A 22,588-nucleotide genomic window follows, 5' to 3' on the forward strand; every position below is an offset into this window, starting at 1 on the left:
CGAAGCGCATTGTTTATGATGTCGCGGAATAGACCGACCCCTGTTCCACTCCGCTGAACGCCGCCCCGATTCTTCCCGGCGTTTCGCATCCCATCGCGACAAGCCGCACGCTGTCCATCGGCTCGTGCAAAGACGATGCGACAGGTAGAATACCCGGCCCTTCCGCCATTTGGAGGATTGCTTGCACAGCCCGGCGCCTTCCATTTCCCGTCTCGACCTCCCCGGCTTCGCCAGCGCGCTCCTGCTCGGCCCCTGTCCCGGCCGGCGGCAGGAGACGCCGGATGACGCCGCATCGCAGACCGCCCTGGCGGAGGATCTGTCGCGTCTGGCGGGATTGGGCGCAACCGGCCTGCTCAGCCTCGTCGAAGCACAGGAATTTCCGGGTGGCATCGTCGGCTTCGCCGCCGCTGTCCGGGCAGCCGGGCTGGAATGGGCTCATCTCGCCATCCCCGATTACGGCGTGCCGGATGCGGCCTTCATGGCGGGCTGGCGCGAGCTCGACCTGCCGCGCCGCCTGCGCGAAGGCGAGAGCTGGGCAATCCATTGCCGCGCCGGCCTCGGCCGCACCGGCACCATCGCCGCGCTGCTGCTCGTCGAAAACGGGGCAAGCGCGGCAGACGCCATCGCATCGATCCGCCGCGAGCATGATGCCGCCGCGGTCGAGACCGAGGCCCAGGCCGATTTCCTGATCGCTCAAGAACGGGGCGCGCCCCGGCCTCCCATCGCCCGAGACGCGCCCCGACCCCGCATTCCCGTCACGGGGCCGAGACGGTGATGCGACCCTTCATGTTAGGGTGGAAGCGGCAGAAATAGTCGATCGCCTCCGCCTTCTGCAGCGTCACCCGGCCGGTCTTCCTGGCGGGGATCATCACCTCCATCCCGCCCTTCACCGTGGCGGTATGGGCGAGGATGTCCCGGTTGACCCATTCAACGGTGTCGCCGACCTTCGCACTGACCTCCGCCGGGGTGAAGACCAGCTTGTCAACGATCACCTGAATGGTCTCCGCCCGCGCCGGGACGGCAGCCGCCGCCAGTATCACGGCCGCGACCGCCGGCAGATATCGCGCCACGCTCATGGCGGTGCGCCTATTGCAGCTCGGCGGCGACATGCACCGCATGCTGCTCATGGCCCTGGAAGATCTTCAGGCCGGTTTCGAGCAGGCCCTTGAGCTCGGCATTGCTCGCCGACGGGATCAGCAGGGTCTGCAAAGCCCCATTCACCTGTTGGTGGAAGGCGACCTCGTTGGCGACATAGGCCTTGTCGAAGGCCGCGCCGCGCAGCTTGGCGAGCGCTGCCTTGGTCTTTCCGGCGGCATCGGACAGGGCACGGCTCGTCGCATTGTCCTCCGGCTTGACCTTCAGCTTGGCGAGAAGGTCGAGCGCCTGCTTGTTGACGGCCTGATGGTCGCGCAGCATGTCCTTGGCGAAGGACACGACCACCTTGTTCCGTGATTTCGCGATGGCCTGCTTCGCCGCCGCGACGTCGATCGCGCCGGCCGTATAGGCGATATGGGCGATCTGCGGGTCGGTCGGCTTGTCGGCAGCCTGCGCTGCGGTCGTCGCACCCAGGAATGCCAGGACAAGTGCGAAGCTATACTTGCGAATGGACATGACTCCTCCTTCTCCAGGCCACGGGAGCGGGCCGGAACGCTTTGTTTCATCGACGCTTATTGGATGCCGATGCGGCCTGAACGTTCCCGGAATTTCAACCGGCAAGCCCAAGTCTTTGCATCACGGCAGCAGTCAGGCGTTCGCAGCGCCGGCCCGCGAAGGGGAAGGCATCGAGCAGCACCGGGCCGATCTGCTGTTCCAGCTCCTTGCGCACCAAAAGCCGCGCCCGGTGCAGCCGGGTCTTGACCGTCTCCGCCCGGATATCGAGGAGTTCCGCGGTTTCCTCGACGCTGCGCCCCTCGATCACTCGCGCCATGAACACGCCGCGATAGACGTCGGGGAGGTTGTCGGTCGCGCGTTCGACCAGTTGCAGGATCTGCCGCTGCGCCATCATTCGCTCCGGATCGTCGCCGCTGCTGCTGCCGGGAAAGGGGATGATCTGTGCGGGAATGCCCGGGTCCTCGGCGCGCAATGCCTTGTCCGCCCGCTTCTTCCGGCGCAGGCGGCCCAGCGCCTCGTTGAGGGTGATGCGCGACAGCCATGTCGAAAGCGTCGCCTCGCCGCGGAAGCTGTCGAGGTGGCTGAAGGCCCGGACATAGGCCTCCTGCACCACATCCTCGGCCTCGCTGTCATTGCGGATCACCGCCCGCGCGATGCGATAGAGCGCCTGGTTATGCGTCGTCATGATCGTGCGGAAGGCCTGAGGATCGCCCGTGCTCGCACGACGGGCGAGATCGAGATCATCAGCCGAGGCGGAACCGGCATCGCGCGCGACCGTCGGAATGGATGGCATGATCTGTCCTCCTCGCCGCATCGGATGGCGCAGACCGTAAAAGGTTCCCGATGACCGATAGCGTGGCAAGCCGGCACGCTGACGTTTGCAGCGGCGGCAAACCTGCTTAGGCTGCCACCCGAACGATAGGCCGACCATCACGAAGGATAAAAAGCCGTGCCGATGCCGACCCGACCGATCTCCCTGGGCGAAACACGATCGCCGAGGCCGTGATGGCGGATCGCGTCAACGCCTTCGTGCCCGGCCCGCGCATCCGCATCCCCGGCCGGAAAGGCGGGCCGCTCGCCGGACTGACCTTCGCCGTCAAGGACCTGTTCGACGTCGCGGGTACACCGACCGGCGGCGGCAACCATGACTGGGCCAAAGCCAATCCCGTCCCGGAGCGCCATGCCTGGGCGGTGCAGACCCTGCTCGATGCCGGCGCCGAGTTCGTCGGCAAGACCATCACCGACGAGGTCTCGCTCGGCATCCTCGGCGAGAACGCCTTCGACGGCACGCCGCTGAACACCGCCGCGCCTGACCGCGTGCCGGGCGGCTCCTCCTCCGGCTCGGCCGCAGCCGTCGCCGCCGGGCTCTGCGACACCGCATTGGGCACCGATACCGGCGGTTCGATGCGCGTGCCTGGCAGCTTCTGCGGGCTCTACAGCATCCGGCCGACCCATGGCCGGCTCGACCTGACCGGGCTGATGCCGCAGGCGCCGAGCTCGGACACAGCCGGCTGGTTCACGCGCGATGCCGCGGCCTTCGCCCGCGTCGGCACGGTGCTGCTCGGTGAGGCGCCCGGCCCGCTACCGACGAAATTGCTGGTCGCCGTCGACGCCTTCGGCTTCGCCGACCCCGAAGTCGCAGCCGCGCTGCAACCGATGGTCCAGCGGCTCGCCGGCGTGCTCGGCACGACGCCGCGCGACGAGATCATGGCGCCGCAGGGCCTGTCCGTCTGGGCGCGGGCACAGCGCAGCCTGCAGCCGGTCGAGGCCTGGCAGACCTTCCGCCCCTGGATCGAGCGGGACAATCCGCGCATGGCCTTCAGCGTCGCGGCCGGGCTGATCGCAGGCTCGCAGGTCCCGGTCGCCGAGCAGAACTGGGCCGCGCTGATGCGCGAAGAAGCCCGCGCAAGGCTGCGCTACCTGCTGCCATCGGGCACGATCCTGTGCCTGCCGACGACGCCCTTCCCTGCGCCCTTGCGCGGCCTGCCGATGCCGGTTCTCAGGCCGATGCGCGACCGCATCACCAGCCTTTGCGCACAGGGCGGCCTGGCAGGTCATCCGCAAGTCAACCTGCCCGGCGCCCTTGTCGACGGCGCGCCGGTCGGGTTGTCCATCATCGGCGGGCGCGGCACGGATGCCAGCCTCATCGCCGTCGCACAGGCCATGGAGGCCGCATCATCATGACCGACCTGACCCCGAACATCCCTGAAGTCGTGGCCGAGATCAGCGCCCGGTTCGAGGCCTACGAGCAGGCGCTGATCGACAAGAATGTCGACGTGCTGGACGCCGCCTTCTGGAACAGCCCCTACACGATCCGCTACGCGCTGCACGAGAACGGCTATGGCTTCCAGGAGATCCATGGCCACCGCGTCGCCCGCCCACCCGGTCCGGGCATCAAGGAGAAACGGATTCGGCTGGAGATCCTGACGCTGGGCCGCGACATCGCCACGGTGAACCTGGAGTTCAAGGTGCGCGGGCGCGACGTCATCGGCCGGCAGAGCCAGAGCTGGGTGCGCTTTCCCGAACTGGGCTGGAAGGTGGTAGCCGCCCATGTCTCGACGATGGAGGGGCCGCGCCTCTGGTAGGCGCGGGCCCGAAAACTCAACGCTTGCGGACGAACTCCGTCCGCAGCACGAGGCCTTTGATCGTGTCGTGGCGGCAGTCGATTTCCTCGACATTCTCCGTCAGGCGGATCGAACGGATCACCGTGCCCTGCTTCAGGGTCTGGTTGGCGCCCTTCACCTTGAGATCCTTGACCAGAACGACGGAATCGCCGTCGGCCAGCACATTGCCGGCGGCATCGCGCACCACCGGAGCGGCGGCAGCAGCGGCCGCCTGCTTCACTTCCGAGGCCGGGCGCCATTCCCCGGTCGCTTCGTCATAGATGTAATCGTCGTCGGACATGTCTTTCCCGTCTTGCGTCCGGGCACTCGCCATCGGCCCGGTCAGGCGGGGTTACACGATGCCCGGCGACTTCTCCAAATCGGCGGCTAGATAGTGCCCAGCGGCTTCTCGGTCATCTCGGCCGCAATCGCCTCATCGATCGGCGTCTCGTAGGTCATCAGCATGTAGCCGAGCACCGAATAGAAGCCGACCGTCGCGATCAGGTCGAACACCGCCTCGCGCCCGATCGCGGCAGCGAGCTCGGCTTCGAGCGCAAGCGACAGACGCTTGTCGATGAAGAGCGCATCGACCGCCCGGACGATCAGCCCGTCCTCGCCTTCAGGGCTCCCGCGCAAAGCGGCGATGCGGGCATCGCTCATTCCCAGCACCCGCGCCCGGCTGACATGATGCGCCCATTCATAGGGCGAGCCCATGCGGTGCGCCGCGCGCAGGATCACCACTTCCGAGCGCACCGGCCCGAGCGCGCTGTCCTTGACAATGTGCTGCCGCAAGGGGCCCCAGGCCTTCAGCAGGGCCGGGTGATGCGCCATCGTCCGGTAGACATTGAGCGCGCCAGCAAAGCCGGTCTTCATCTCGGCGATCGCTTCGGGCCAGTCGGCATCGCTGATCGGCGGGCAGGGAGAAATCGTCATCGGAGGTCTCGTGAGGATCAGGGCGTGAGATACTTGGCGTAGAGAGCAGGCGCCCGGTCGGCCCAGATGCCCGTGAAGCTGCGATAGCGCGCGACCTCGGCGAGGTCGATCTCGACCCGCAGCACGTCCTCGCGATCATGGTCGAGCGCGCCGAGCACGCGGCCATCCGGCGCCACCGCGCAGGAGCGGCCGAAGAAACGCTGCCCGCCGCGGCTGCCGCTGCGGTTGCAGCTCAGGAAGAAGACGCCGTTCTCGGTCGCCCGCGTGTAAGCGCGGTGGATAAAGAGGCCCTCGTCCGTCACCGGCGCAGTCTCCGCCCCGAAGGAGGCCCAGACCGAGGTCACGATGCTCGCGCCCTGAAGCGCAAGGATGCGGGTGATCTCGGGGAAGCGGATATCGTAGCAGACCTGCATGCCGAGCCGTGTCCCGAAGACGGGATAGGTGTCGATGCTGTCGCCGCCGCTGAAAAACAGCTTCTCGTTCTGCCACTGGTGGATCTTGGTGTAGTCGCCGACCACACCCTCCGGCCCGATCAGCAGCGAGGCATTGCGCATCACCCCGGCACGTAAGGCATCGCGCAGGCCGAGCCCGATGACGAGATGCACGCGATGCCTCGCGGCGAGCGCAACGAGCGCCTTGACCTCGTCGCCATCCGGCGCGGCGCAGGCCTCGTAGAGCGCAGCCCCGAAATGCGGGGCATCGCTGACAACAGCGCCGCCCGGCACCAGCGGCTCGACATAGCCCGTGTTCGCCAGCTCCGGGAACAGGATGAGCTGGACGCCCTTTGCCGCCTCCGCTGCAACGAAATCATGGATGCGCCGGAAATTCTCGGCCGGCGCCAGGGACTGGACGTCCATCTGGACAAGGCTGGCGGAAATCATGTTGTGGCTCCGGCGATGCGGCGTCCGGCTGCGAAATCCCAGTCCCGCCCCGGTGCGGCGCTGATCAGGGCACGGGTATACTCGTGACGCGGCTGGCCCAGAACCTCGGCGGCCGGCCCCATCTCGACGACGCTGCCACGCTGCATCACCATCACCTCGTCGCAGATCTGCGCGGCGACGCGCAAATCATGGGTGATGAACAGCACGGCGAGATTGCGCCGCTCCTGGATCTCGGCCAGCAGCGCCAGCACCTGCGCCTGCACGGAGACGTCGAGCGCCGAGACCGCCTCGTCCGCGACGATCACCTCCGGCTCCATCATCAGGGCGCGCGCGATGGCGATGCGCTGGCGCTGGCCGCCGGAGAACTGGTGCGGGAAGCGTTCGAGGCTGGTGCTGGGCAGGCCGACCACCTCCATCAATTCGCCCGCACGCTTCAGGGCGGTCTCGCGGTTCTCGCCGAGATTGAGCGGTCCCTCGATCAGGCTCTCGCCGATGCGCAGGCGCGGGTTGAGCGAGCGGTTCGGGTCCTGGAACACCATCTGCACGCGCCGGCGCGCCGGGGCCAGCGCCTGCTGGCCTTGCAGGTTGGCGATGTCCTGCCCGTTGACGCGGATCTCGCCGCCTGTCGGGTGTTCCAGCCGCATCAGGCAGCGCGCCACCGTCGACTTGCCCGATCCGCTTTCGCCGACGATGCCGAGCGTGCGCCCCCGCGCCAGCTCGAAGCTGACATCCTTCACCGCCCGCACGCTGCGGCTCTCGCGCCCCATCAGCTTCCCCAGCAGCGAGCCGAAGCTGAAGGTCTTCTCGAGATTGTTGATCTCCAGCACCGTTTCACCGCCAGACGAAGCGCGCGGCGCGCGCGGCGTCAGCGACGGCACGGATTGCAGCAGATCGCGCGTGTAGTCCTCGCGCGGCTGGCTCAGCACCTGCTCGACCGGGCCGGTCTCGACGATCTCGCCGCGGCGCATCACGCAGACCCGGTCGGCGATGTCGACGACCACGCCCATGTCATGGGTGATGAATAGGACGGCGGTGTTCTGCTCCTCCTGCAATTCGCGGATCAGGCTGAGGATCTGCTTCTGCGTGGTGACGTCGAGCGCCGTCGTCGGCTCGTCGGCGATCAGCAGTTTCGGCTTCAAGGCGAGCGCCATCGCAATCATCACGCGCTGGCGCTGCCCGCCCGAGAGTTGATGCGGATAGCTGTCATAGATCCGCTGGGGATCGGGCAGATGCACCGCCTCGAAGGCAGCGATTGCGGCCTCGCGACGCTCCTTTGGACGCATCTTCGTGTGCGCCCAGTAGACCTCGTCCATCTGCAGCCCGATCGTCAAAACCGGGTTCAGCGCCGTCATCGGCTCCTGGAAGATCATCGCCATCTCGGCGCCGCGCAGCGCCTTGGTCCGGGCCGGCGTCGCGGTGAGAATATCTTCGCCGTTGAGCCGGACAGTCCCGGCGGTCGCGCGCAATTCGTCGCGCGGCAGCAGGTCCATCGCGACCAGCGAGGTCACGGACTTGCCCGAGCCGGATTCACCGACGAGGCAAAGCGTCTCGCCAGGATAGATGTCGAAGCTGATGCCCTTCAGGATATCGCTGGGCTGGCGCCCCCGCGTCGCGACCTTGAGGTCGCGGACTGAGAGGACGGGCTGGGTCGCGGCGGTCGCCATCACGGAGCCCTCCCCTGCATCTTCGGATCGAGCCGGTCGCGCAGCGCGTCGCCGAGCAGGTTGATCGAAAGAATGCAGAGCGACAGCACGATCGCCGGCCAGAACACCAGCCAGGGATTGATCGCGAAATAGAGCCGCCCCTCGGCCATGATGTTGCCCCAGCTCGGAACCTCCGTGCCGATGCCGACACCGAGGAAGGAGAGCGCCGCCTCGGTCAGGATGGCGGAGGCGTACATATAGGTACCCTGCACGATCAGCGGCGCGATCGTGGTGGGCAGCAGATGCCTGCGGATCAGCTTGCCCGGGCGGGTGCCAAGCAGCACGGCCGCGTCGACATAGGTCTCCTCGCGCGCCGCGATGACCCGCGCCCGGACGAGGCGGACCACTTGCGGGATTGCCGGGATCATGATCGCGATAATCACGGTGAGAAGCCCGCCGCGGACCAGCGCGACGATGGCGATCGCGAGCAGGATGCCGGGGATCGCCATCAGCCCGTCCATCATCCGCATCAGCACGCCGTCGATGCTGCGATACCAGCCGGCGATCAGGCCGAGCGGCAGCCCGATCACGATGGCGCCGATCGCGACGCCGGCGCCGACCAGCAGCGAGACCCGCGCGCCATAGACCACGCGCGAATAGAGGTCGCGGCCGAACGAGTCCGTGCCCAGCCAATAGATGTCCGAGGCCGGCTTCAGCCGCATCGCGGCGTTGAGCCTGGTCGGCTCAAAATTCGCGAGCAGCGGCGCGAACACCGCCATCACGATCACGGCGACGAGGACGATGACGGCGAGCGCCGTGGTCCAGTGCGGCGGATTGTCGAGCAGGCGGCGGCGCGGCAGCGCGCCCTGCGCGGGATTCGACGAAGCGCTCATTGGTAGCGGATCCTCGGGTCGGTCAGGGCATAGGAGAGGTCGATCAGCAGGTTGATCAGCACATAGGTGCCGGCCGTCAGCAGGATGATCGCCTGGATCAGCGGATAGTCGCGGGCGAGCACGCCATCGACCACGAGCCGCCCAAGACCGGGGATGTTGAACACGGTCTCGGTGACGACCACGCCGGAGACCATCATGGCGAAGCCGGTGCCGACCACGGTCAGGATCGGGATCGCGGCGTTGCGCAGCGCGTGGCGGAACAGCACGATCCGCTCGCCCAGCCCCTTGGCGCGGGCGGTGCGGACATAGTCCTCGCGCAGCACCTCCAGCATCGAGGCGCGCGTCATCCGCGAGACCAGCGCGATATAGAAGAAGGAAAGCGCCAGCCCTGGCATCAGGATGCGGTGGAAGAACGGGCCGAAGCCATCGGCCAGCGCCTTGTAACCCTGCACCGGGAACCATTTCAGGTTGACCGCGAAGACCGCGATCAGCACGTAGCCGATCACGAAGATCGGCACGGAGAAGCCGACGACCGAGAGCGCCATCACGAAGCGGTCGACCATGCCGCCATGACGCCAGGCGGCGAGCACGCCGAGCGGCAGCGAGATCACCACCGTGAAGATCATCGCCATGATCGCGAGCGCCAGCGTCGGGCCGATGCGCTGGCCGATCATCTCCAGCACCGGGCGCTGCGAGATCAGCGACGAGCCGAAATCGCCCTGCGCCATATTGGCGATCCACGCGACGAACTGGCCGGCGATCGGCTTGTCGAGGCCCAAATTCTCACGGATGGCCGCAAGCTGGGCCGGCGTCGCCTGGTCGCCGGCGATGGCCTGGGCCGGATCGCCCGGCGTCAGGCGCAGCAGCAGGAAGACGAACAGCGCCACGAAGAACATGACGGGGATCGCCATCATGAGCCTGCGCAGGAAATAGGAAGCCATGAAGCTCTCCACGCGCCTGGGCATCCGCCCGATGGACGATGCCGGAAACCGGGCCGGTCAGGCCGGGCGGCGGATCGCCGCCCGGCGCTTCGGCGTTACTTGGTGACGCCCCAGAACAGGGTGATCGGGCCGGGCTGGAGATTCTTCAGCTTGGCATTCCAGGCCGCGACGGACTGGAACTCGCCGGCATTGAAGTAGAAGCCCTCGTCGAAGGCGATCTGCTGGATCTCCCGGGCGATCTTCTTCTGCTCGTCGAGGGACGATGCGGCGTTATAGGCGGTGCGCAATTCCTCGACACGGGCGTTTTTCGGCCAGCCGGCCCAGGCGGTGTCGGAGCCCGAGCCATCGAGCAGCGCATGCACGGTCGGGTTCCAGATGCCGGACACACCCCAATAGGTGAAGAAGAAGTTCCAGCCGCCCTGCGCCACCGGCTGCCAGCCGTTCTTGCGCGACTGCAGCGTGGCCCAGTCCATCGAGGCGACATCGACCTTGAAGCCGGCCTCGCGCAGGCGCTCGGCCGCGACGATCGGCTGGGTCGAGAGGATGGTCAGGTCCGTCGGCTGCATCATCAGGACCGGCGTGCCGTCATAGCCGGAGGCCTTGAGCAGCTCCTTGGCCTTGGCCATGCGCTCCTTGGCGCTGCCCTTCAGGTACTCGGAGCCGGCATCGGAGGCGAGCGGCACGTCGCAGCCATAGACCGAGGCGCAGAGCTTGTAATACTGGCTGTCGCCGACCGCAGTCTGCATCAATTGGTCCTGATCCAGCGCGTACATCGCGGCCTGGCGGACCTTCGGATTGTCGAAGGGCGGCAAGCGATGGTTGAAGCGGCCGGTCACCTGGCTGCCCAGCGCGTTGATCGCGCCGGTCTTGATCTCGTCATTGGCCTTCAGCAGCGGCAGCAGGTCGATCGTCACCTGCTCGATCAGGTCGACATCGCCGGATTGCAGCGCATTGATCGAGGTCTGCATGTCCGGCATCGCCTTCCACACGACCTTGTCGACATTGATCACCTTGCCGCCGGCGGTCCAGCTCATCGGCTCGGAGCGCGGCTTGTAGTCCTTGTTCTTGACGTAGACGGCCTGGTCGCCCGGCCGGTACTGCTCCGCGACGAAGCGGAACGGGCCGGAGCCGATCATCTCGGTGACCTGCTTGCCCGCCGGCGTCTCGGCGAGGCGCTTCGGCATCATGAAGGGCGGCACCGGCGAAGGCTTGGCCAGCAGATCCAGCACCTGCCCGAAGGGCTTCGCCAGCTTGATCACCAGCACCTTGTCGGAGGTCGCCTCGATCGAGGCGACATGCGCCATCATGGTGCGGGCGGCGCCGTCATTCTCGCCCCAGCGCTTCAGCGAGGCCACGCAATCGGCGGCCGTGACTGGCGTGCCGTCATGCCATTTGAGCCCGTCGCGCAGCGTCAGCGTATAGGTCAGCTTGTCGGCCGAGACGGCGTAGTCGGCCATCTGCGGCTGCGGATTGTATTTGGCGTCCATGCCGAGCAGCGTGTCGAACACCATGAAGCCATGGGTGCGCACGATCTGGGCGGTGCTCAGGATCGGGTCGAGCGTCCTGAGCGGCGCCTGCATGACGACATTGAGCGTCGTCTCGGCCAGGGCCGGCATGGCAGAGAGGGAGCCCGCGAGCAGCGCAGCGGCGCCGAAAGTCTTGAACCGAAACATCATTGTCATCCCCTCGTTTTTTGGTTGCTTGGGTTGGTGGGCGTCGTCAGGCGGGAGCCTCGCTCCACGGATAGGCCCTGGCCGTATCGAGCTGGCGGTATGGGATAAGCCGCACATCGGCGGGGCCGAGATCGGGCGTGTCGACCACGAGAATCCGGTCGGCCATCGGCTCGTAATAATCGCGAAAATGCGTCTTCGAGCGCAGCAGGATGACGTCGTAATCCTCCGGCTTCTCGCCGAAGATGAAGAACGGATCGCCATCGACCGCGAAGGCGAAATGCGAGACCACGGAGACCCGGATCGCACCGATCTGGATGAGCGCCGTCAGCCCCAGATCGACGAAGGTGCCGCGCTGGTAGCGCCCGGAGACGTTGAAGGATTTCGGTCCCGACCAGAGCACCCGTGCCACCGCCTCGACCGGCCCGCCGGTCTCCGGCGCGGTCTTGCCGGCAAGCGCGACGGTGATATCGGCGCCCTCGCCTGCGGCATGGGCCTGCACCGCGGTCTCGGGATCGAGCAGGAACGGCACGTTGACCCGCCCGACATCCCGCTTGAGCAGCGCCCGCAGCAGATGGGTCGAGTCGTTCATCCGGTCGGCATGTTCGAGCAGCACGATCGGCCGGCCCGTCGCCGGCTTCCGCGCGACATCGGCCAGCGCCTTTTCGACGCTCAGGATCGGAATCGCATTGGCGATGGCTTTCCGCGCCGCGAGCAACCGGTCCGAAAAGGCCTGTGCCTTGGCTTCTGCCGCGTCCTGCCCGTCCCAATCGAGGCAGATCACCGACATGCCCGTGTTGGCACTGTCGGCATAGGAGAAACCCGCCATGACCGAGATGTCGCAATCGCCGGCCTGCTCGGCAGCGCGCGCCTCGGCGATGAGCGAGGCCAGCGGCTCCAGCGCCGTCGCCGACATGATCGAGGGAATGACGACATCGGGCCGCGCCACCGCGAGGCCGGGCCGGCGCCCCTCGCGCAATAGCCTGAGCAACGCACGCGCCGCGCGCTCGCCGGTCTCGCCCATGTCGATATGCGGGGAGTGACGATAGGCGACGGCGATATCGGCGCCGCGCAAGGTCTCGCGATCGATATTGCCGTGATAGTCGAGTGCGACCGCGATCGGCAGCGCCGGGAAAGCCGCACGCACGGTATCGATGACATGACGCTCGACATCGGCGTAACCCGCCGCCCAGCAGGCGCCGTGCAGGAACAGGATGGCGCCGTCGAGCGGCGCGCTGCGGGCGAGCCCGGAGATGATCTCGCCGGTGTAATGCGCGACCGCCGCGTCCGCCGTCGGGCCAAGCGCACCGAGCAGCGTGTGGAACAGCGGCACGAACTCCGCGCCCTCCGCCTCGCAGATCTTCAGGCAGCCGCCCGGCACCGTATTGGTGCCGCGAAACCGCTCCGTCAGCTCCCGGCCGCGTACGCAGACGCGCTCGAACTCCGCCAGCTCCACGATCTGCGGAACGGCCGTGACCGATTCGAGATTGAAGCCGGCGAAGGCGATGCGTGCTGCCATGGCGACCGTCAGCTCCTGACCGCCGCGTCGATCGCGCCACCGATGCGCTCGACGATCTGGTCGATCTCTTCCGGACGGATGATGTAGGGCGGCGCCAGCAGGACGTGGTCGCCGATCCGGCCGTCGATGGTGCCGCCCATCGGGTAGCAGAGCAGGCCGCGCGCCATCGCCTCCTTCTTGATCCGGGCGTGCATCTTCAGCGCCGGGTCGAAGGGCGTCTTCGTCTCCTTGTCGGCGACGATCTCGATGCCGCGGAACAGGCCGCGCCCACGGATATCGCCGACATGGGCATGCTGGCCGAGCCGCGCGTCGAGCCCGGCCTGGAGGCGCTCGCCCATCAGGCGGACATTCGCCAGCATCTCCGGCTGCGAGATCAGTTCGACGACCTTGTTGGCCGCCGCCGCAGCCATCGGATGGCAGATATAGGTGTGGCCGTGCTGGAACAGGCCGGAGCCCTCGGCGAAGGCGCGGTAGATCTTGTCGGAGAGCAGCACCGCGCCGATCGGCTGGTAGCCGCCGCCGAGCCCCTTGGCGATGGTGACGAGGTCGGGCGAGATGCCCTCCTGCTCACAGGCGAACATCGTGCCGGTGCGGCCCATGCCGCACATCACCTCGTCGAGGATCAGCAGCACGCCGTATTTGTCGCAGATGCTGCGGATGCGGGTGAAGTAATCCGCGACCGGGCCGACGGCGCCGAGCGTCGCGCCGACCACTGGCTCGGCGATGAAGGCGATGACCTCGTCCGCGCCGAGCTCCAGGATCTTGGCCTCCAGCTCGTCGGCCAGCCGGGCGGCATAGGCTTCCGGCGTCTCGCCGTCTCTCTGGTCGCGATAGGCGTAGCAGGGCGAGACATGGTGGGTCTCGGGCAGGATCGGCTGGAACTGCGCCCGCCGCCAGGCATTGCCACCGGCCGCCAGCGCTCCCAGCGTGTTGCCGTGATAGCTCTGCCGGCGCGCGATGAAATGGCGGCGCTGCGGCTGGCCGATCTCGACGAAATACTGCCGCGCCATCTTCATCGCGGCCTCGACGGCCTCCGAGCCGCCGGAGACGAGATAGACGTAGTCGAGCCCCTCCGGCGCCAGCGCGACCAGCCGCTCGGCCAGCTCCTCGGCGACATCGGTGGTGAAGAAGGAGGTGTGCACGTAAGCGATCCGGTCCATCTGCGCGCGGATCGCGGCCATGACCTCGGGATGGCCGTGGCCGAGGCAGGAAACGGCTGCGCCACCCGAGCCGTCGATATAGCTGCGACCATCGTTGTCGGTGATGAAGATGCCCTGCCCCGCAGCGGCTTGCGGCAGGCGGCCGCCGATCGAGCGATGGAGAATCCTGGTCATCTCGGCATTCCCGGACTGGCGCGGACAGAGCGCCGCGGCGCGCAGCCTCATGACATGCTCAATGAAGGAATGCAACATTTGTTTTATATGATACAAATAAGATACGATTGAGTCTTAAACTGTTTCAGCGAAACGCGCTGTTGCAACGCCCTCAAGCCTGAGGGAAAGCCGAGAAACCGTTTGAAATCCGTCCGCCGCGCGGGAATGGTCGCGATCGGACAGAGAAGGGCGCGATTCAAATGTTGCAGGCCGATCCCTTGCGCGAGCGCATCGTCAGCCTCTTCGAGGCCATGTCCCCGCAATTGCGGCAGGCGGCGCGCTACATCATCGAACACCCGCAGGAGGTCGCGCTGGTCTCGATGCGAGAGCTCGCGCGCAATGCCGGCGTGCAGCCCTCGACGATGACGCGGCTCGCCAAGTTCCTCGGGCTTGCCGGCTATGACGATATCCGCGCCCATCATGCCGAGGCGATCCGCTTCCGCGTCGACGGCTTCGCGGCGCGCGCGATGCAGAACGACGACAGCGAGCAGGACATGGCGGCCGCGCAATTGTCGCGCCGCATGCTGCAGGGCCTCGCCGCCCAGATCGCGCGCCTGACGGAGCCGGCCTCGCTGGAGCGCCTCGCCACTGCCGCCGATCGCCTCGCACAGGCCCGCCGGATCTACGTGCTCGGCCTGCGTTCATGCCATTCGGTGGCCTGGCATTTCCATTACGTGATGACCCTGCTCGGCGAGAAGACTGTCCATCTCGACGGCCCGGCCGATACGGTCGGCGACGGGCTGATCCGGGCCGGGGCGGAAGACGTCCTGCTCGCCATCTCGATCAACCCTTATGCTCTGCACAGCCTCGAACTGGCGCAGCTCGCGCGGGAGAAGGGCCTCGGCGTCATCGCGATCACCGATAGCGAGGTTTCGCCGCTGGTCGGCATCGCCGATCTGGCGATTCTCTGCTCGACCGAGAGCCAGAGCTTCTTCCATACGCTGGCGCCGGCGCTCGCGATCTCCGAGGTACTCTGCGGCCTGCTCGCCAACAAGGACCGCACGGCGGCGCTCGCCGCCCTCCAGCGCGCCGACCGTCACCTGCTCTCGCTCAACACCTATGCGACGGCGATCCCGCGCCGCCGTATCTGAACGCCCTGTCGCCGCCCGCTTCAGGGCCGCTCCCGCCGGGCGACACCGGCGCGGCACATTTATCCCGACGGCTGCGGCATGCAGGCCCTATGATCCGACAGGCCAAAGCCGTCATCGACGTTGAGAAACCGGCACAGGCCGGTCTGGAAAAAGGAGACGCCTCGTGACTGATACCCTCTTGATCCGGAATGTCCGCCCGGCCGGCGGCGCGTCGACGGATGTGCTGGTCCGTGACGGGCGCATCGCCGCGATCGGCGCCGGCGCGACCGGAGGCGACACGAGTTTCGATGCCGGCGACCGCCTGATGATTCCCGGTCTGGTCGAGGCGCATACCCATCTCGACAAGAGCTTCTGGGGCATGGGCTGGCACAAGCACACCGCCGGCCCCGCCCTGATCGACAAGATCGAGACCGAGCGCCGCAACCGCCGCGAATTCGGCATCGACGCCGACCGCCAGTCCGGCCGGCTCGTCGCGCAGATGGTCAAGCTGGGCACCACCCATATCCGCAGCCATGTCGACATCGACACCGAGACCGGCATCGCCGGCATCGAGGGCGTCATGGCCATGCGCGAGCGGCTCAAGGATGTGATCGACGTCGAGATCGTCGCCTTCGCCCAATCCGGCCTGCTGATCCGGCCGGGCACGCTCGAGCTGGTCGACCAGGCCATGGCGATGGGCGCCGAGGTCGTCGGCGGCCTCGATCCCTGCGCGGTCGACCGCGACCCGAAGGGCCATCTCGATGCGATCTTCGGCCTCGCCGAGAAATACGGCCGCCCGCTCGACATCCATCTGCACGAGCGCGGCGAGATGGGCGCCTTCTCGATGGACCTGATCCTCGAGCGGGTGCGTGCAATGGGCATGCAGGGCAAGGTTGCGATCAGCCATGCCTTCTGCCTGGGCATGCCCGATATCGACCATGTCCGCCGGCTGATCGACGATCTAGCGAAGGAGCGCATCGCGCTGGTCACCACCGCGCCCGCGAGTTCACCGGCCCCCGCGGTCATGGCCTGCCTCAAGGCCGGAATCGTCATCGCCGGCGGCTCGGACGGCGTGCGCGACAGCTGGAACCCCTATGGCATGGGCGACATGCTGGAGCGCGCGACGCTGGTCGGCCTGCGCAACAATTTCCGCCGTGACGAGGAGATGGAGCTGGCGCTCGACGTCTGCACCTATCAGGGCGCCAAGGTGATGGGCATCGAGAACTACGGTCTTGAGGTCGGCTGCACCGCCGATTTCGTGATCCTGCCCGGCGAGACCGTCTGCGAAGCGATCGTCGAGCGCCCGGCCGACCGCACGGTCGTCAAGCGCGGCAGGATCGTCGCCCGCCACGGCGAGCTGACCCGGCCGATCGCCTGACGAATCGATCCGGGTCACAAGCGGCGGCGTGGAGCCTCAAGCCTCGCGCTCGAGCAGCTTGAGCGACTGCGCCTTGTGCCGGCGATAAAGCGGATTGCCGGGATCGGAGGCGATCGCGATCTCGATCGCCGCGATCGCCTCCTCGTGCCGGCCGAGCGAGCGCAGGCTGTTGCCCTTGTGAAAGGCGAAATCGTAGCGGCCGGGATCGCGGGCGAGCAGTTCGTCCATCACGGCGACGGCGGCCTCGTGGCGACCGAGTTCCCGCAGATAATTCGACTTGTGATAGCGCAGGAACGGGGCTTCGGGCTTCTTCGCCACGCCCGCATCGAAGGCCGCCAGCGCGGCTTCCGGCTGCTTCATCGCCCGATAGGCATAGGCGATGTAGAAATGGAACTCGACCTCGTCAGGGCTCGAGGCCAGCACCGTCTCGAAGGTGCGGATCGCCTCTTCGTGGCGCCCGAGCTCATGGAGATAATAGCCCTTGTAATAGGTGAGATCGGCATCGGCAGGATGCTGCGCCAGCGCGGCTTCGATGATGGCCCGCGCCTCCTCGTAGTGCTCCGCCTTCTCGACCTGTTTCGCCTGCCGGATCATGGCCGCGCCCGGGCCGACCGCGGCGCCCTCACCCCTGAAGATCGCCAGTACGCGCTCCTGACCGAGGGCCTGCGCATGCTCCAGCGAGGACTTGCCGTCCCGATCCCTGAGATGCGGGTCGGCGCCCGCCCCGACCAGCGCTTCGACCACGTCGCCATAGAGCCGGCCGCCATCGCCGAGGATCACGGTTTCCAGCAGCGCCGACCAGCCGAGATCATTGGCGCGGTCCACCGGGATGCCGGCGGTCAGGCAGACCCGGACCGTGCGCAGAAAGCCCTTCTCGCTCGACGGCAGCAGCGGCGTGCCGCCGAAGCGATTGACGCTATGCGGATCGGCGCCCGAGGCGATGGTCAGCTTCAGGATCTCGTTGAAGCCGTTCGCCCCGGCGCAGAGATAGGGCGAGAGCATGGTGATGTCGCGGGCATTGACGTCGCTGCCGGCCGCGATCAGGCGCCGCGCCAGAGGCAGGTCGTTCTTCTGGGTCGCCGCCATCAGCGCGGTCCGGCCGGTCGCGTCCATGACGTCCACCCTGGCACCCTCGCCGAGGAGGCGCTCGACGGCGGCCATGTCGCCCTTGTCGGCGGCGGCGATCAGGGGCGGGTTGGCGGACGGGACGTTCATCGGTCTTCCCTATCCCCGCAGGCGCGCCCGCACCAGTCTCGTCGAGACGCTGGGGGTCCATAGCGCCTGCAATGGCAATGCGCTCGAAACCGCGCGACGCCGCGAACTCTCCGAAAACGGCCAGTTGCCGGCGCGACAAGATCAGGGCGAACGCAGCACCGGCCTCGCGATGCCGGGGAGATGCCGACGGTCAAGATCGACCTCGATATCCCTGAAGATGGAGGATGCGGCGGAGGCCGCGGGACGCAGTGAATTCCTTCCCCGAGCCTGCGAAAACTTGGAACACCCTGCGATTGACCAGACCCGAAAACCCCGGGATGCTCGAAGCCATCGGAGCGATCCGATCGCGGGATTTGTCGGAGCAGCTTGCGCCGCGTCAACAACGCTAAAAGCACCACGCGGTGTCGTGGGCTCCTGAGATGGAGACACGCGCGTGGTCTATGCTCTGATCGTCAACGGCCTGCTGCGGCTATCCGCCTTCCTGCGCTGGACGCGTACCGGATAAGACGCCCCCGGCTCCATCGGCCACTCCCAGGCAGCGGATCCCGCGCAGGAGCCTCAAATTCAAGGCTCGTGAATCGCCTTGCCTCGGCGCGACCGGCCTGTTAAACGTTTTTCTGTAAAACGTTTAACAGGCTTCTCGATGGACAATCCGCGCGTCACGATCCGGGATGTCGCCGCCCGCGCGGGCGTGTCGATCGCGACGGTTTCGAACGTGTTCAGCGGCAACAAGCCGGTGAATGCCGATTTGCGGGCGCGCGTGCTCAAGGCCGCCGACGAGCTGGCCTATCAGGTCGACCGGGCGGCCTCGCAACTGCGCTCGGGCCAGGCCCGTGTCGTCGGCGTCCTCGTGCCCGATCTCGACGACGTCTTCTTCACCTCGCTCGTCTCGCAACTCGAGGTGCTCGCGCAGAAGGACGGATACGATATCCTCGTCGCCAGTTCCCGCGACGATCTCGGGCTGGAGCAGTCGCGGCTGCGCACCTTGCTCGCCTGGCGTCCATCCGGACTGATCGCCGTGCCCTGCTCCGATGCGCTTCCCGAGGCGCTGCGCCACGAGATCGGCCGTCTGCCGATCGTCTTCGCCGACCGCGTGCCGCCCGAGGGCTCGGTCGTCGACACCGTGGCGATCGACAATCGCGAGGCCGGCGAGATCGCCGCTCGGCACCTCCTTGCCAAGGGCCACCGCGATATCCTGGTCGCCGCCTCCAGCCTCGCCATCTCGCCGATCCGCGAGCGCGTCCGCGGCGCCTGCGATCTCATCCGGACCATGCTGGGCCGGGAGCCGACGGTGATCGAACTCGGCTCGAACGCCGATCGCGGCGCCGCAACCTTCCTGCACTGGCTCGAACGGCACAAGCAGCCGAGCGCCGTCATCGCACTGACCAACGTCACGACGCTGAGCACGCTCTCGGCGCTGGCCCGGATGCGGATCGACATTCCCGACCCCGTCTCGGTCGTCGGCTTCGACGACTACCCCTGGATGAGCGCCCGCAAGACCGGCCTGACCGCGATCCGCCAGCCGATCGCCGAGATCGCGGAAGCCGCCTGGAACCGCCTGCGCGCCCGCATGGCCGGAGACCAGGCGCCGCCCACGCATTCCGTGCTGCAGGCCGGTCTGCAGGCCCGCGATTCCGTGCGCGATCTCGCCGCCGGGCCAGAGCGCGGCAACAGCCACGATCCCGATCCGCATCCGAACCTGGAAGGAGCGGCCGCCTCACCCAAGGCAGTGCACTGACGAAGACAGCCTACGGACGCCGAGCGTCCGGGCCACCGGGCCGACAGAGCCCGGAGCAGAAGAAGTCCTGGAGGAAAAAGTGCAGCTTCAACGAACGGCACGACTATTGCCGCTGCTTGCGCCGGTGCATCTGCTCATCCTGAGCGTGATCGTGCTGCCGTCGCTCTATGTCGTCTGGCTGAGTCTGAACACGTCGAGCTTCGGCCAGGCGCCGAGCTTCGTCGGCCTGCAGAACTACTGGCGCGTCCTGACCGATCCCGCTTTCCACAGCGCGCTCTGGAACACCGTCGTCCTCGTCGTCGTCGCCGTGCATCTGGAGCTCGCCGTCGGTCTCGGCATGGCCCTGCTCTTCGCCAGCGGCCTGCCATTCCGGCGCTTCCTGCTCGTCGCCGTGCTCGCGCCCTATGCGGTCAGCGAGGTCACGGCGGTGGTGATGTGGCGTTTCCTGTTCGATCCCGATGCCGGGCCGATCACGCTGGCCTTGCGGGCGCTCCACCTGCCGACGCTCGACTGGTCCTTCGAGCCCTCGCACGCGATGACCCTGATCGGCCTTTTGACGATCTGGCTGCACCTGCCCTTCACCTTCGTCATCGTCTATGCGGCGCGCCTCGCCATTCCCGCCGAACTCTACGAAGCCTCCCGGATCGACGGCGCGACGCGCTGGCAGGCCTTCCGGCAGGTGACGCTGCCGCTCCTCGCCCCGGCGATGCTGATCGCCCTGCTCTTCCGCTACATCTTCGCCTTCCGCCTGTTCTCGGAGGCCTGGCTTCTGACCAAGGGCGGCCCGGCCCGCTCGACCGAGGTGGTGGCGATCTATCTCTATCAGGAGGCCTTCAGCTTCAACGCCTTCGGCCCAGCCGCGGCGACCGCCTGGATCATGGTGCTGGCCTCGCTGCTGCTCGCCGGCGCCTATGTTGTCCTGCTCAAGCGCGGAGGCGTCGCCCATGCGCACTGAGCGGCTCCTGATCGGGCTAGGCAAGGCGATTGCCGTCGCGGCGATCCTGTTCTGGTCGCTGTTCCCGATCCTGTTCATCGCGATGTCCTCGCTGAAGCCCGGCCAGGACATCTTCGCCGTGCCGCCGAAATGGCTGTTCACCCCGACTTTCAAGCACTACGCCGAGCTCTGGCGCTCCTGGGGCGTGTTCTTCGAGGGGCTGCTCAACAGCCTGCTGATCACGGTCGGCGCGACGCTGCTCGCCATCGTCGCCAGCGCCTGCGCCGGCTACGTCTATTCGCGCAATTCCGGACGCTGGCTCGGTGCGAGCCTGCTCGGGCTGATCATCGTGCGCCTGATCCCGCCGATCGTGGTGACGCTGCCGCTCTTCCCGATCGTGAACTGGCTCGGACTCAGCGACACGCATCTCGTCCTGATCCTGCTCTACGCGACCTTTTTCGTCTCGCTCGGCACAGTGCTGATGCGCACCTTCATGGACCAGATTCCGCGCGAGCTCGACGAGGCCGCAGCGATGGATGGTGCGAGCCGCATGACCATCCTGCGCAAGGTCATCGCGCCGCTGGCGATGCCCGGCGTGCTCGCGGTCGCGGTCTTCGTCATCGTCTTCTCGTGGAACGAGTTCCTCTTCGCCTTCATCTTCACCGCGACCAAGGCGAAGACCGCCCCGCTCGTCATCTCCGAGATGATCGGCTCCATCGATGGGGTCGACTGGGGAATCCTGTTCGCCGCCGCGACGGTGCAGCTCGTGCCCGTCCTGCTCTTCGTCGTCTTCATGAACCGCTACCTCGTGGCCGGCCTCACCGCTGGTTCGACGAAGGGGTAGCCAACCAAAAAGAGGGAGGAAAACATGTCGAACAAGCCTGAGACCAAACTCACCCGCCGTGCCTTCGTCGCCGGTTCGGCCGGCGTCGCCGCCACGCTCGCAGTCGGGCCCGCATTCGCCGCAGGCAAGACGCTGAACGTGCTCAGCCACAAGGTCCACCAGACCGTGCTCGGCAGCGGTGACGGCGACCTGATGGCCGGCTGGCGCAAGGCCAACGACGCCGAGGTCGCCTTCACCACCTTCGACTCCAATCCTTTGCAGGACAGGCTCTTCCGCGAGGCCAGCCTGAAGGAGACCGAATACGGCGTCGGCTATCTCATCGATAACCGGCCAACCTCGCAGATCGCCGCCCTATTCGAGCCGCTTGGCCCCTATCAGGACAAGGACGCGATCGAGGATTTCGGCGATATTGCGCCCGGCCTCGTCCAGGGCATGACGGTCGACGGCAAGCTGATCGGCATCCCCGTCCGACATGCGACCCAAGGCCTGTTCTACAATGAGGCGCTGCTGGAGGAGGCGGGCATCTCCGCCCCGCCGGCGACGCTGGAGGAATTGATCGAGCAGGCGAAGAAGACCACCTTCACCTCCAAGGCCGGCACGCCGGTCACCGGCATGGTGCTGGCGAGCGATCTCGCGGTCTTCCCGGTGATGTTCGCCCGCGCCTATGGCGGCGACTTCATCAGCCCCGATCTCAAGCTGGTGCCGAACCGCGAGGCGCTGGAGCAGGGACTTGGCGCGCTGCGCGGCATGTTCGAGGCCGGCAGCCTGCCGCGCAGCTATGCCACGACCAAGAACGACGACCAGGTGACCTGGCTGCAGCAGGGCCGCGCCGCCTTCACCGTGCTGCCCTTCGCGCGCGGCGCGCAGCTCAACAATGCCGAGCAGAGCAAGTTCCCCGGCAAGATCAAGGCCGTGCCCTTCCCCGGCTCCAAGGCGATCGAGGGCAAGATGCCGATGGCCTCGGTCGTCGAGGCCTGGGCGATGTCGATCCCCAAGAACGCCAAGGACAAGGCGCTGGCCTGGAGCTTCATCAAGGAGGTTTCCAGCAAGCGCGTGACGCTGGGCATGGCGCTCAACGGCAACGGCCCTGTGCGGGTCTCGACCTATGCCGACGAAAAGCTGAAGGCCGGCAATGCGCTCGCTGCCGTCGAGGCCAAGGTGCTGGCCACCGCGCGCGGCGCCTTCCCGCCCTTCCCCGAGGCCGCCCGCGCGCAGGCGACCTTCCTCGAGGAGGTTCAGCTCGCCGTGCTTGGCCGCAAGCCGGTCAAGGACGCCGTCTCCGCCATCATCGAGCGCGTCAAGCCGATGATGCCGGCCTGATCGCCCTTTCCGCCTGCGGGGC

The 22,588-nt window shown here is 67.1% G+C and carries 22 protein-coding genes; 9 read left to right on the forward strand and 13 right to left on the reverse strand.

The features are described 5' to 3' along the window. Window positions 1-181: 181 nt before the first annotated feature. Window positions 182-775 (forward strand): phosphatase domain-containing protein, encoded by a 594-nt coding sequence (locus tag FHT98_RS07985; RefSeq protein WP_142113560.1) that lies wholly within the window; start codon window positions 182-184, stop codon window positions 773-775. Here the strand turns inward: FHT98_RS07985 and FHT98_RS07990 are convergent. The 3 genes from FHT98_RS07990 to FHT98_RS08000 form a co-directional block, all read right to left on the reverse strand. After that, window positions 756-1,076, reverse strand: coding sequence for a cupredoxin domain-containing protein (locus FHT98_RS07990; protein ID WP_142113562.1), 321 nt, complete (start codon window positions 1,074-1,076; stop codon window positions 756-758). The two genes, FHT98_RS07985 and FHT98_RS07990, sit on opposite strands and share 20 nt — an antisense overlap. 10 nt (window positions 1,077-1,086) lie before the next feature. Next, window positions 1,087-1,611 carry a DUF4142 domain-containing protein gene (locus FHT98_RS07995; RefSeq protein ID WP_142113564.1) on the reverse strand — a complete coding sequence of 175 codons (525 nt, stop codon included), beginning with the start codon at window positions 1,609-1,611 and terminating at the stop codon, window positions 1,087-1,089. 94 nt (window positions 1,612-1,705) lie between these two features. Next, window positions 1,706-2,404: an RNA polymerase sigma factor gene (locus tag FHT98_RS08000; protein ID WP_142113566.1), complete on the reverse strand. Its 699-nt coding sequence runs from the start codon at window positions 2,402-2,404 to the stop codon at window positions 1,706-1,708. Between the two features lie 212 nt (window positions 2,405-2,616). Here FHT98_RS08000 and FHT98_RS08005 point away from each other — a divergent pair, with 212 nt between their 5' ends. Both FHT98_RS08005 and FHT98_RS08010 read left to right on the forward strand, forming a co-directional pair. Further along, the gene (locus FHT98_RS08005; RefSeq protein WP_142113568.1) at window positions 2,617-3,795 is read left to right on the forward strand and encodes an amidase; all 1,179 of its coding nucleotides are present in this window, start codon (window positions 2,617-2,619) and stop codon (window positions 3,793-3,795) included. After that, window positions 3,792-4,196: an AtzH-like domain-containing protein gene (locus FHT98_RS08010; RefSeq protein WP_142113570.1), complete on the forward strand. Its 405-nt coding sequence runs from the start codon at window positions 3,792-3,794 to the stop codon at window positions 4,194-4,196. The genes FHT98_RS08005 and FHT98_RS08010 overlap by 4 nt, the downstream gene beginning before the upstream one ends. A gap of 16 nt (window positions 4,197-4,212) precedes the next feature. Here FHT98_RS08010 and FHT98_RS08015 read toward each other — a convergent pair whose 3' ends face one another. The 9 genes from FHT98_RS08015 to FHT98_RS08055 all read right to left on the reverse strand — a co-directional run bounded on the left by FHT98_RS08015 (window position 4,213) and on the right by FHT98_RS08055 (window position 14,028). Beyond that, window positions 4,213-4,515 carry an alkylphosphonate utilization protein gene (locus FHT98_RS08015; RefSeq protein WP_061970508.1) on the reverse strand — a complete coding sequence of 101 codons (303 nt, stop codon included), beginning with the start codon at window positions 4,513-4,515 and terminating at the stop codon, window positions 4,213-4,215. A gap of 86 nt (window positions 4,516-4,601) precedes the next feature. Then, entirely contained in the window at window positions 4,602-5,147 is a 546-nt protein-coding gene (locus FHT98_RS08020) for a carboxymuconolactone decarboxylase family protein (RefSeq protein WP_142113572.1), read from the reverse strand. 17 nt (window positions 5,148-5,164) lie between these two features. After that, window positions 5,165-6,028, reverse strand: coding sequence for a carbon-nitrogen hydrolase family protein (locus FHT98_RS08025; RefSeq protein WP_142113574.1), 864 nt, complete (start codon window positions 6,026-6,028; stop codon window positions 5,165-5,167). Continuing rightward, the gene (locus tag FHT98_RS08030; protein WP_142113577.1) at window positions 6,025-7,692 is read right to left on the reverse strand and encodes an ABC transporter ATP-binding protein; all 1,668 of its coding nucleotides are present in this window, start codon (window positions 7,690-7,692) and stop codon (window positions 6,025-6,027) included. Before FHT98_RS08030 ends, FHT98_RS08025 begins: the two co-directional genes overlap by 4 nt. Continuing rightward, on the reverse strand, window positions 7,692-8,564 hold the full coding sequence (locus tag FHT98_RS08035; RefSeq protein WP_142113579.1) for an ABC transporter permease: 873 nt from the start codon (window positions 8,562-8,564) through the stop codon (window positions 7,692-7,694). Before FHT98_RS08035 ends, FHT98_RS08030 begins: the two co-directional genes overlap by 1 nt. Next, window positions 8,561-9,505: an ABC transporter permease gene (locus tag FHT98_RS08040; protein WP_142113581.1), complete on the reverse strand. Its 945-nt coding sequence runs from the start codon at window positions 9,503-9,505 to the stop codon at window positions 8,561-8,563. The genes FHT98_RS08035 and FHT98_RS08040 overlap by 4 nt, the downstream gene beginning before the upstream one ends. A gap of 95 nt (window positions 9,506-9,600) precedes the next feature. Beyond that, entirely contained in the window at window positions 9,601-11,181 is a 1,581-nt protein-coding gene (locus FHT98_RS08045) for an ABC transporter substrate-binding protein (protein ID WP_142113583.1), read from the reverse strand. A 43-nt stretch (window positions 11,182-11,224) separates the two neighbouring features. Further along, window positions 11,225-12,694: a M81 family metallopeptidase gene (locus FHT98_RS08050; RefSeq protein ID WP_142113585.1), complete on the reverse strand. Its 1,470-nt coding sequence runs from the start codon at window positions 12,692-12,694 to the stop codon at window positions 11,225-11,227. 8 nt (window positions 12,695-12,702) lie between these two features. Beyond that, complete coding sequence (locus FHT98_RS08055; protein WP_142113587.1) at window positions 12,703-14,028, reverse strand: aspartate aminotransferase family protein; 1,326 nt, start codon at window positions 14,026-14,028, stop codon at window positions 12,703-12,705. A gap of 239 nt (window positions 14,029-14,267) precedes the next feature. Between FHT98_RS08055 and FHT98_RS08060 the strand changes: the two genes are divergently transcribed. Then, complete coding sequence (locus tag FHT98_RS08060; RefSeq protein WP_142113589.1) at window positions 14,268-15,158, forward strand: MurR/RpiR family transcriptional regulator; 891 nt, start codon at window positions 14,268-14,270, stop codon at window positions 15,156-15,158. A 163-nt stretch (window positions 15,159-15,321) separates the two neighbouring features. Then, the gene (locus tag FHT98_RS08065) at window positions 15,322-16,515 is read left to right on the forward strand and encodes an amidohydrolase family protein (RefSeq protein ID WP_142113591.1); all 1,194 of its coding nucleotides are present in this window, start codon (window positions 15,322-15,324) and stop codon (window positions 16,513-16,515) included. Window positions 16,516-16,551: 36 nt separating this feature from the next. Here FHT98_RS08065 and FHT98_RS08070 read toward each other — a convergent pair whose 3' ends face one another. Continuing rightward, entirely contained in the window at window positions 16,552-17,730 is a 1,179-nt protein-coding gene (locus FHT98_RS08070; RefSeq protein ID WP_142113593.1) for a tetratricopeptide repeat protein, read from the reverse strand. A gap of 643 nt (window positions 17,731-18,373) precedes the next feature. On the opposite strand from FHT98_RS08070, the gene FHT98_RS08075 reads away from it, so the two are divergent. From FHT98_RS08075 to FHT98_RS08090, 4 genes are all read left to right on the forward strand, one after another. Continuing rightward, window positions 18,374-19,468, forward strand: coding sequence for a LacI family DNA-binding transcriptional regulator (locus FHT98_RS08075; protein WP_142113595.1), 1,095 nt, complete (start codon window positions 18,374-18,376; stop codon window positions 19,466-19,468). A 79-nt stretch (window positions 19,469-19,547) separates the two neighbouring features. Continuing rightward, a complete protein-coding gene (locus FHT98_RS08080) occupies window positions 19,548-20,423 on the forward strand; it encodes a carbohydrate ABC transporter permease (protein WP_091856772.1) in 876 nt (291 codons plus the stop codon). Continuing rightward, complete coding sequence (locus FHT98_RS08085; protein ID WP_061970489.1) at window positions 20,413-21,246, forward strand: carbohydrate ABC transporter permease; 834 nt, start codon at window positions 20,413-20,415, stop codon at window positions 21,244-21,246. Before FHT98_RS08080 ends, FHT98_RS08085 begins: the two co-directional genes overlap by 11 nt. Before the next feature lie 24 nt (window positions 21,247-21,270). Continuing rightward, complete coding sequence (locus FHT98_RS08090; RefSeq protein ID WP_142113597.1) at window positions 21,271-22,566, forward strand: ABC transporter substrate-binding protein; 1,296 nt, start codon at window positions 21,271-21,273, stop codon at window positions 22,564-22,566. The last annotated feature ends 22 nt before the right edge of the window (window positions 22,567-22,588 follow it).

It is taken from the genome of Allobosea sp. AK1 (genome assembly GCF_006714945.1).
GTDB classification, from domain to species: domain Bacteria; phylum Pseudomonadota; class Alphaproteobacteria; order Rhizobiales; family Beijerinckiaceae; genus Allobosea; species Allobosea robiniae.

Excerpts from the sequence above, each read along its gene's own strand:
- FHT98_RS08055 (WP_142113587.1), bottom strand. The coding sequence starts at position 14,028 with ATGACCAGGATTCTCCATCGCTCGATCGGCGGCCGCCTGCCGCAAGCC.
- FHT98_RS08075 (WP_142113595.1), top strand. The coding sequence starts at position 18,374 with ATGGACAATCCGCGCGTCACGATCCGGGATGTCGCCGCCCGCGCGGGC.
- FHT98_RS08000 (WP_142113566.1), bottom strand. The coding sequence starts at position 2,404 with ATGCCATCCATTCCGACGGTCGCGCGCGATGCCGGTTCCGCCTCGGCT.
- FHT98_RS08050 (WP_142113585.1), bottom strand. The coding sequence starts at position 12,694 with ATGGCAGCACGCATCGCCTTCGCCGGCTTCAATCTCGAATCGGTCACG.
- FHT98_RS08020 (WP_142113572.1), bottom strand. The coding sequence starts at position 5,147 with ATGACGATTTCTCCCTGCCCGCCGATCAGCGATGCCGACTGGCCCGAA.
- FHT98_RS08070 (WP_142113593.1), bottom strand. The coding sequence starts at position 17,730 with ATGAACGTCCCGTCCGCCAACCCGCCCCTGATCGCCGCCGCCGACAAG.
- FHT98_RS08035 (WP_142113579.1), bottom strand. The coding sequence starts at position 8,564 with ATGAGCGCTTCGTCGAATCCCGCGCAGGGCGCGCTGCCGCGCCGCCGC.
- FHT98_RS08005 (WP_142113568.1), top strand. The coding sequence starts at position 2,617 with ATGGCGGATCGCGTCAACGCCTTCGTGCCCGGCCCGCGCATCCGCATC.
- FHT98_RS08030 (WP_142113577.1), bottom strand. The coding sequence starts at position 7,692 with ATGGCGACCGCCGCGACCCAGCCCGTCCTCTCAGTCCGCGACCTCAAG.
- FHT98_RS08010 (WP_142113570.1), top strand. The coding sequence starts at position 3,792 with ATGACCGACCTGACCCCGAACATCCCTGAAGTCGTGGCCGAGATCAGC.
- FHT98_RS08015 (WP_061970508.1), bottom strand. The coding sequence starts at position 4,515 with ATGTCCGACGACGATTACATCTATGACGAAGCGACCGGGGAATGGCGC.
- FHT98_RS08090 (WP_142113597.1), top strand. The coding sequence starts at position 21,271 with ATGTCGAACAAGCCTGAGACCAAACTCACCCGCCGTGCCTTCGTCGCC.
- FHT98_RS08025 (WP_142113574.1), bottom strand. The coding sequence starts at position 6,028 with ATGATTTCCGCCAGCCTTGTCCAGATGGACGTCCAGTCCCTGGCGCCG.
- FHT98_RS07995 (WP_142113564.1), bottom strand. The coding sequence starts at position 1,611 with ATGTCCATTCGCAAGTATAGCTTCGCACTTGTCCTGGCATTCCTGGGT.
- FHT98_RS08040 (WP_142113581.1), bottom strand. The coding sequence starts at position 9,505 with ATGGCTTCCTATTTCCTGCGCAGGCTCATGATGGCGATCCCCGTCATG.
- FHT98_RS08045 (WP_142113583.1), bottom strand. The coding sequence starts at position 11,181 with ATGATGTTTCGGTTCAAGACTTTCGGCGCCGCTGCGCTGCTCGCGGGC.
- FHT98_RS08060 (WP_142113589.1), top strand. The coding sequence starts at position 14,268 with ATGTTGCAGGCCGATCCCTTGCGCGAGCGCATCGTCAGCCTCTTCGAG.
- FHT98_RS07990 (WP_142113562.1), bottom strand. The coding sequence starts at position 1,076 with ATGAGCGTGGCGCGATATCTGCCGGCGGTCGCGGCCGTGATACTGGCG.
- FHT98_RS08085 (WP_061970489.1), top strand. The coding sequence starts at position 20,413 with ATGCGCACTGAGCGGCTCCTGATCGGGCTAGGCAAGGCGATTGCCGTC.